An 8,756-nucleotide genomic window follows, 5' to 3' on the forward strand; every position below is an offset into this window, starting at 1 on the left:
CGGCTGAGCCGCCGTGCAGGACGGGGCGGGCAGGACCTCCGGCTCAGCCGGCCAGGCAGGACGGACCGAGCAGGACCTTCAGATCGCCGAAGAGCGCCGGATCGGGCTTCACACGGTGCCGGTCGAGCCGCAACACGGTCGTCTTGCGGGCGCCCTGGAGCTTGATCCGCACCTCGCTGTCGCCCCGGTGGTGGGTCAGGATCTCGCCGAGCCGGCTGACCATCGGGGGCGTCACCTTGACGGTCGGGATGGTGATCACGACGGGTGCGTTGGTGCCCGCGTTCGACAGGTCGGGGACCATCAGCTCCATGGCGACCAGCCGGGGCACGTCCTCGCGCTTGTCGAGACGCCCCTTGACGAACACCACGGCGTCCTCGACGAGTTGGGTGGACACCAGCTGGTACGTGGCCGGGAAGAACATGCACTCGATGGAGCCGGCGAGGTCCTCCACGGTGGCGATGGCCCAGGCGTTGCCCTGCTTGGTCATCTTGCGCTGCAGGCCCGAGATGATGCCGCCGATCGTGACGACCGCACCGTCCGCGTGCTCACCCCCGGTGAGCTGGGAGATGCCCGCGTCGGTCTTGTCGGACAGCACGTGCTCGAGGCCGAACAGCGGGTGGTCGGAGACGTAGAGGCCGAGCATCTCGCGCTCCTGGGCCAGCAGATACGTCTTGTCCCACTCGTCCTCGGAGAACACCACGTCCAGCCCGAAGCCGGGCTCGTCGGCGCTGTCGTCGCCCATGCCGCCGAAGAGGTCGAACTGCCCTTCGGCCTCCTTGCGCTTGACCGCGACGACATTGTCGATCATCGGCTCGTACTGCGCGGTGAGGCCCTTGCGGGTGTGGCCCATCGTGTCGAAGGCGCCCGCCTTGATCAGCGACTCCGTGGTGCGCTTGTTGCAGACGACCGCCTCGACCTTGTCGAGGTAGTCGGGGAAGGAGCTGTACTTCCCCTTGGCCTTACGGGTCCTGATGACCGACTCGACGACGTTCGTACCGACGTTGCGGACGGCGGAGAGGCCGAAGAGGATCACGTCGTCGCCCTGGGCGGCGAAGTTCTGCTCCGACTCGTTGACGTTCGGCGGCAGCACCCTGATGCCCATGCGGCGGCACTCGTTGAGGTAGACGGCCGACTTGTCCTTGTCGTCCTTGACCGAGGTGAGCAGGGCCGCCATGTACTCCGCGGGGTGGTTCGCCTTGAGGTAGGCGGTCCAGTACGAGACGAGTCCGTACGCGGCCGAGTGCGCCTTGTTGAACGCGTATCCGGCGAACGGGACCAGGACGTCCCACAGCGCCTGGATCGCCTCGTCGCTGAAGCCCTTCTTCCGGGCACCCTCCTGGAAGAGGACGAAGTTCTTGGCCAGTTCCTCGGGCTTCTTCTTGCCCATCACGCGGCGCAGGATGTCGGCCTCGCCGAGCGAGTACCCGGCGATGATCTGGGCGGCCTTCTGCACCTGCTCCTGGTACACGATCAGGCCGTAGGTGACGTCGAGGACCTCCCTGAGGGGCTCCTCGAGCTCCTTGTGGATCGGAGTGATCTCCTGCTGGCCGTTCTTGCGCAGCGCGTAGTTCGTGTGCGAGTTCATGCCCATCGGGCCCGGCCGGTACAGGGCGGACACGGCGGAGATGTCTTCGAAGTTGTCGGGCTTCATCAGCCGCAGCAGCGAGCGCATGGGGCCGCCGTCGAACTGGAAGACGCCGAGGGTGTCGCCGCGCTGGAGCAGTTCGAAGGTCGTCGGATCGTCGAGCGGAAGGCTCAGCAGATCGATGTCGATGCCCTTGTTGGACTTCACCATCTTGACGGCGTCGTCCATGATCGTCAGGTTGCGCAGGCCGAGGAAGTCCATCTTCAGCAGGCCGAGCGACTCACAGCTCGGGTAGTCCCACTGCGTGATGGTCACGCCGTCGGTGTGGCGCACCCAGACGGGCACGTGGTCGGTGATGGTCTCACTGGACATGATCACGCCGGCGGCGTGCACGCCCATCTGCCGGACCAGGCCCTCGACGCCCTTGGCGGTGTCGATGACCTTCTTCACGTCCGGCTCGTTCTCGTACATCCCGCGGACCTCGCCCGCCTCGCTGTAGCGCGGGTGGGCGGGGTCGGTGATGCCGGACAGCGGGATGCCCTTGCCCAGGACGTCGGCGGGCATGGCCTTGGTGATGCGGTCGCCCATCGCGTACGGGTAGCCGAGGACGCGCGCCGAGTCCTTGATCGCGTTCTTGGCCTTGATGGTGCCGTAGGTGCCGATCATGGCGACCTTGTCGGCGCCGTACTTCTCCGTCACGTACCGGATCACCTCGACGCGCCGACGCTCGTCGAAGTCGATGTCGACGTCGGGCATGGAGACGCGCTCGGGGTTGAGGAACCGCTCGAAGATCAGGCCGTGCGGGATCGGGTCGAGGTCGGTGATGCCCATGGCGTAGGCGACGATCGAACCGGCCGCGGACCCCCGTCCGGGGCCGACCGCGATGCCGTTGTTCTTGGCCCACATGATGAAGTCGGCGACCACGAGGAAGTAGCCGGGGAAGCCCATCGAGATGATGACGTCCATCTCGTAGTCGGCCTGCTTCTGGCGGTCCTCGGGGATGCCGCCCGGGAAGCGGCGCTCCATGCCGCGGCGCACCTCCTCCTTGAACCAGGTGACCTCGGTGTAGCCCTCGGGGATGTCGAACTTCGGCATCAGGTCGCGCTTCTCGAACATGCCGCTGGTGTCGATCTGCTCGGCGACCAGGAGCGTGTTGGCGCAGCCCTCCTGCCAGGCGTCCGAGGAGTCGATGGCGTACATCTCCTCCGTGGACTTCAGGTAGTAGCCCGTACCGTCGAACTTGAAGCGGTCCGGGTCGGAGAGGTTCTTGCCGGTCTGGATGCACAGCAGCGCGTCGTGCGCCCCGGCCTCGTGCGCGTACGTGTAGTGCGAGTCGTTCGTGACCAGGGGCGGGATGCCGAGCTTCTTGCCGATCTCCAGCAGGCCGTCGCGGACCCGGCGCTCGATCTCGATGCCGTGGTCCATCAGCTCCAGGAAGTAACGGCCCTTGCCGAAGATGTCCTGGTAGTCGGCGGCCGCCTTCAGGGCCTCGTCGAACTGGCCGAGGCGCAGCCGGGTCTGCAGCTCACCGGAGGGGCAGCCGGTGGACGCGATCAGGCCCTCGGACCACTGGGCGATGGTCTCCTTGTCCATCCGCGGCCACTTCTGGAGCCAGCCCTCGGCGTACGCGTCCGACGAGAGCCGGAAGATGTTGTGCAGGCCCGTCCTGTTCGCCGCCCAGATCGTTTTGTGGGTGTAACCACCGGAACCGGAGACGTCGTCCCGCTTCTGGTGGGGCTGGCCCCACTGGATCTTCCGCTTGTTGCGCCGGGACTCCGGGGCGACGTACGCCTCGATACCGATGATCGGGGTGACCCCGGCCTTCTTCGCGGTGTGGAAGAAGTCGTACGCCCCGTGGAGGTTGCCGTGGTCGGACATGGCGATGTGCGTCATGCCCATCTCGTTGCACGCGTTGAACATGTCCTTGAGCCGCGCGGCACCGTCCAGCAGCGAGTACTGGGTGTGGACGTGCAGGTGCGTGAACGGCGGCTTCGACACGGTTTCGGCCTCCAACGGAAACACAGGGTGATCAGGCGCGGACAGTCTCGGGATTCAGCGTGGAAGTCTACGTCTCCCCACTGACAGGCGCGGGGCACTCGGGGGTACGGTCGCGCGTTGAGGGAGACAGAACATCTGTCCCCAGGGGCCGGCAGCACGTCCGTCCCCACGACGCGTCACCCTGCACCAGGAGGCACCCAGCGATGTCGGTCACGCAGCCCAGCGACGAGCAGCGCGGCGAGGAGATCCTCGCCGTTTTCGACACCGCCTTCGGCGAGCTCCTGGCCGCCGACCCGGCCGCGTTCCGCGTGAAGTTCCGGAAGATGGCGGCGTCGGCGTTCGCGTTCTACCGGGGCACGGCGTGCCTGTTCTACCGCGACCTGGCGAACGAGGGCATGCACAGCGGTCCGTACCTGGACGACCGCACGGCGCGCGTGTGGATCCACGGCGATCTGCACGCGGAGAACTTCGGCACCTACATGAACTCCCAGGGCCGTCTGATCTTCAATGTGAACGACTTCGACGAGGCCTACGTCGGCCCGTTCACCTGGGACCTCAAGCGGTTCGCGGCCTCCGTGGCCCTGCTCGGGTACGCGAAGGCGCTCGGCGACGAGCAGATCTCGGACCTGGTCCGGGTGTACGCGGCCGCCTACCGCGAGCGCATCCACTCCCTGGCGACGGGCGCGAAGACCGACGAGGTGCCGCCGTTCACGCTGGACACGGCGGACGGCCCGCTGCTCGGAGCGCTGCGCGCGGCCCGCGCCCTCACCCGCTTCGAGCTTCTTGACTCGATGACCGAGATCCGTGAGTCCGAGCGCCGCTTCGCGCCCGGCGGCGGCACGATCGAGCTGGACGCGGCGACCCGCTACAAGGTGCTGGCGGCCTTCGACGGCTATCTGGAGACGCTGCCCGAGTCGTCGCTGACCCGCCCGGACTCGTACCGGGTCAAGGATGTCGTCGGCCGCCGCGGCATCGGCATCGGCTCCGCGGGGCTGCCCTCGTACAACATCCTCCTGGAGGGCAACAGCGACGCCCTGGAGAACGACGTCGTGATCTACCTCAAGCAGGCACAGACCCCGGCGGTGTCGCGGCACGTCACGGACCGGGCGATCCGGGAGTACTTCCAGCACGAGGGGCACCGCACGGTCATCTCCCAGCGCGCCCTCCAGGCGCACGCCGACCCGTGGCTCGGCTGGACCGAGCTGGACGGCGCGGGCCAGCTGGTCGCCGAGGTCTCGCCGTACGCGGTCGACCTGGACTGGTCCGAGCTGGACGACCCGGAGGAGATCGCCGCGGTCGTCGCCGACCTTGGCCGGGCGACGGCCACGATGCACGCGGCGGCCGACGACGAGAGCGGTCACTCGGAGCTGGTGCCGTTCTCCACGGAGCGGGCCATCGACGCGGCGATCGCGGCCGACGAGGAGGGGTTCGCCGAGCTGCTCATCGGCTTCGCGCACGACTACGGCGCCCGCGCCCGCGCCGACCACCAGATCTTCGTCGACCTGTTCCGCAACGGCCGGATCCCGGGTCTGTGACGGGGCTCACGGCCCTGTCCCGGTTCACAGGGATCCTTTAGAGGTCCCTTACCGCGTCCCATGGCACACTCCTCGACGATGGACATCTCCGGCACCCAGCTCAGAGCCGTGCGCGCGGCCGTGTTCACGACGCTCGTCGTGACGCTCTCCGCCGCGTCGCACGTGCTGCTGTCCCGGGACCGGCTCCCCGTCACCACGGTGGCCGCCGTCGCGGCCGCCGTCTTCGTCGTGGCGTACGCGCTGGCGGGCCGCGAGCGGGGCTTCGGGCGGATCGCCGCACTGCTGATCCCGCTGGAGCTGGCCGCCGACACCGTCTTCACCACCGGCCAGCACGTCTGCTACGGACCCGCGGGCGGCCCCGTCGCCGGCCCGCTGCGGTCCGTCGGCTTCGACGTGCTGTGCGCGGGCGGCGGTGTGGGCACCCCGCTGAGCCGGATGGCGAACGGCGACGGCACGGCGCCGGGCACACTGGCGCACGCCGGTCCGGCCGTCGCCTGGCTGCTGCTGGCCGCGCACATCGCGGTCGGACTGCTCGCCTCCGCGTGGCTGCGGCGCGGGGAGCGCGCCGTGGCCCAGGTGCTGCGCGCGGTCGTCGCCTGCTCCTTCCGCCCGCTGCTGCTCGCGGTCACCGCGGTCGTGGCGCGCCGGGAGCCGGTCCGGCGGCTGCCGCGGCCCACGCGCCGCGTCCCGGCGCCGCGCACGCGCCTGTGGGCGCACTCCGTGGGGCGCCGCGGACCGCCGTGCGCCGCCGTCCCGGCCTGAAACCGGCCGGGATTCCGAGCACTGCAGTCCCCATCCCCGTACGCATGGACACGTACGCACTTCCCCACGGAGAACACCCATGAGCAAGCGGAACAGCCACGAGGCGAAGACGGCGGCCCGCGACCGGCTCCGCGCCGAGCGCGAGCGGCAGGCCAAGAAGGACAAGGCGAAGCGGCAGGTCGTCGTCGCACTCTCGGTCGTCGGCGTCCTCGCCGCGGCGGGCGGCGTCGGCTATGCGGTGGTGCAGGCCAACAAGCCGGCCCACTGGGAGGCCGCGAAGACCGCGAAGCTGGTCGAGCCGGGCAACACGACCGGCAAGGACGGCACGACCGTCGTCCTCGGCAAGCCCGACGCCAAGCAGACCCTGAAGGTCTACGAGGACCCGCGCTGCCCCGTCTGCTCCGACTTCGAGCAGGCGGTCGGGACGACGGTCGACAAGGACCTGAAGAGCGGCAAGTACAAGATCCAGTTCATAGGCGCCACGTTCCTCGACCGCAATCTCCCCGGCGAGGGCTCCCGCAATGCGCTGAGCGCGCTGGGGGCCGCCCTGAACGTCGGCCCGGACGCGTTCATCGCGTACAAGCACGAGCTGTACTCGGCGAAGTACCACCCCGATGAGCGGGAGGACAAGCTCAAGAGCGACGCGTATCTGCTCAAGATCGCCGACCAGGTACCCGCGCTGAAGAACAACGCGGCGTTCCGCAAGGACGTCGAGAACGGCACCTACGACCGCTGGGCGCTGGAGATGTCGAAGCTGTTCGACAAGAACAAGGACGGTGTCACCGGCACCCCGTCCTTCGTCATGAACGGCAAGAAGCTGACCGGCCCCGACGGCAAGAACGCGCCCATGAACCCGGCCGACTACAACGCCGCGATCGACAAGGCCATCGCCGGCAAGTAGCCATCGGCTCCCGATGTTCGAGGGGGGTGCGGCCCACGGCCGCACCCCCCTTCGCGTGTTCGGTTCCGGTCCGGGACAGAGGGGGACATGTGGTCCCAGGCGCCCCACAACCGCACTAGTGGAACGGAGCGTGAACTTCAGGTATTCAGCCTCACCTGGCTTGTACTGACCAGTAATCTGTCCGCTCGTGACCAGTCGAACCCATATTCCCAACTCCGGCGCGCCCCGCCGCCGTACGGTCGTCAAGGCCGCGGCCGCCACCGCCGCACTCGCCCCGTTCGTCGCCGCCCCCACGGCCTTCGCCGCGGATGCCGGCCCCGCCTTCCTGCACGGCATCGCCTCCGGTGACCCGCTGCCCGACGGCGTCCTGCTGTGGACCCGGGTGACGCCCGTTCCGGACGCCGTGCCCGGCTCCGGTGTCGGCCCGGACATCGACGTGCACTGGGAGTTGGCCGAGGACAAGGGCTTCACCCGGATCGTGGGCCGCGGTACCACGACCGCGACGGCCGCGTCCGACCACACCGTCAAGGCCGACGTCAGGGGCCTGAACCCGGCCACCGTCTACTACTTCCGCTTCCGCGCGGGCGACGTCGAGTCCCCCGTGGGCCGTACGCGCACCACCGCCGCGCACGACGCGGACACCGGGGGCGTCCGGTTCGGTGTGGTCTCCTGCTCCAACTGGGAGGCGGGCTACTACTCGTCGTACCGGCACCTCGCCGCCCGCACGGACCTGGACGCGGTGCTCCACCTCGGGGACTACATCTACGAGTACAAGACGGGCGAGTACCCGGCGGCGAAGTACGTCGTCCGGCAGCACCAGCCGACGCACGAGATCATCACACTGGCCGACTACCGGACCCGGCACGGCGTCACCAAGACCGACGCCGACGTCCGTGCGCTGCACGCCGCGCACCCGCTGATCGCGATCTGGGACGACCACGAGTTCGCCAACGACGCCTGGTCGGGCGGCGCCGAGAACCACACGCCCGGCACCGAGGGCGACTGGTCGGCCCGTCAGGCCGCGGCGAAGCAGGCCTACTTCGAGTGGATGCCGGTGCGGCCGTCGGTCGCGGGCACCACCTACCGCAGGCTGCGCTTCGGCAAGCTGGCCGATCTGCACCTGCTGGACCTGCGCTCGTTCCGCTCGCAGCAGGCGGGCGTCGGCAGCGGCGCGGTCGACTCGCCCGACCGCACGATCATCGGCCGCGCCCAGTTCGACTGGCTCAAGTCGGGTCTGGCGGCCTCCGACACGACATGGCGGCTGGTCGGCAACTCGGTGATGATCTCACCGGTCGCCTTCGGCGCGCTCCCCGACTACCTGCTGGCCCCGCTCGCCAAGCTGCTCGGCCTGCCCGAGGGCGGCCTCGCCGTCAACGTCGACCAGTGGGACGGCTACACGCACGACCGCAAGGAACTCCTCGCCCATCTGCACGACAACGCGATACGCAACACGGTCTTCCTGACCGGCGACATCCACATGGCGTGGGCCAACGACGTGCCCCTGACCGCGGCGACGTACCCGCTGTCCGGCTCCACGGCCACGGAGTTCGTGGTCACCTCGGTGACGTCGGACAACCTCGACGACATTCTGCACGTCGCGCCGCACACCGTCTCGCTCGTCGCGCAGACCGCCATCAAGGCCGCCAACCGCCATGTGAAGTGGCTCGACATGGACTCCCACGGCTACGGCGTCCTCGATGTCACGCCCGAGCGCTCGCAGATGGACTACTACGTACTGTCCGACCGCACCGACCCGAACGCGACGTCGGCCTGGACCCGCTCGTACCGGACCCTCAACGGGACCCAGAAGGTGGAGCGCGTGGACGCGCCGGTGGCCTGACTCCGGTCCGCCGCACCTGCCGACGACGGCGGGGTTCCGCATCCGGGATGCGGAACCCCGCCGCGCCCCGTTCGGCGGTGTGTATAAAAAATTTGCCCACGTGGCGCCAAAACAACACTCGATGTCTTGACATTT

General features: G+C 68.9%; 5 protein-coding genes. 4 read left to right on the forward strand and 1 reads right to left on the reverse strand.

All coding sequences use genetic code 11. The annotated features are described in order from the left end of the window. Nucleotides 1-43: 43 nt before the first annotated feature. The gene (gene dnaE, locus ACWCP6_RS17280; RefSeq protein ID WP_450933275.1) at nucleotides 44-3,583 is read right to left on the reverse strand and encodes a DNA polymerase III subunit alpha; all 3,540 of its coding nucleotides are present in this window, start codon (nucleotides 3,581-3,583) and stop codon (nucleotides 44-46) included. A gap of 203 nt (nucleotides 3,584-3,786) precedes the next feature. On the opposite strand from dnaE, the gene ACWCP6_RS17285 reads away from it, so the two are divergent. From ACWCP6_RS17285 to ACWCP6_RS17300, 4 genes are all read left to right on the forward strand, one after another. Then, a complete protein-coding gene (locus ACWCP6_RS17285; RefSeq protein ID WP_450933276.1) occupies nucleotides 3,787-5,118 on the forward strand; it encodes a DUF2252 domain-containing protein in 1,332 nt (443 codons plus the stop codon). 78 nt (nucleotides 5,119-5,196) lie between these two features. Then, nucleotides 5,197-5,880, forward strand: coding sequence for a hypothetical protein (locus ACWCP6_RS17290; protein WP_450933277.1), 684 nt, complete (start codon nucleotides 5,197-5,199; stop codon nucleotides 5,878-5,880). A 79-nt stretch (nucleotides 5,881-5,959) separates the two neighbouring features. After that, on the forward strand, nucleotides 5,960-6,781 hold the full coding sequence (locus tag ACWCP6_RS17295) for a thioredoxin domain-containing protein (protein WP_450933278.1): 822 nt from the start codon (nucleotides 5,960-5,962) through the stop codon (nucleotides 6,779-6,781). Between the two features lie 187 nt (nucleotides 6,782-6,968). Next, nucleotides 6,969-8,621 carry an alkaline phosphatase D family protein gene (locus tag ACWCP6_RS17300; RefSeq protein WP_450933279.1) on the forward strand — a complete coding sequence of 551 codons (1,653 nt, stop codon included), beginning with the start codon at nucleotides 6,969-6,971 and terminating at the stop codon, nucleotides 8,619-8,621. Nucleotides 8,622-8,756 lie beyond the last annotated feature (135 nt).

The organism is Streptomyces sp. NPDC002004 (assembly GCF_053593975.1).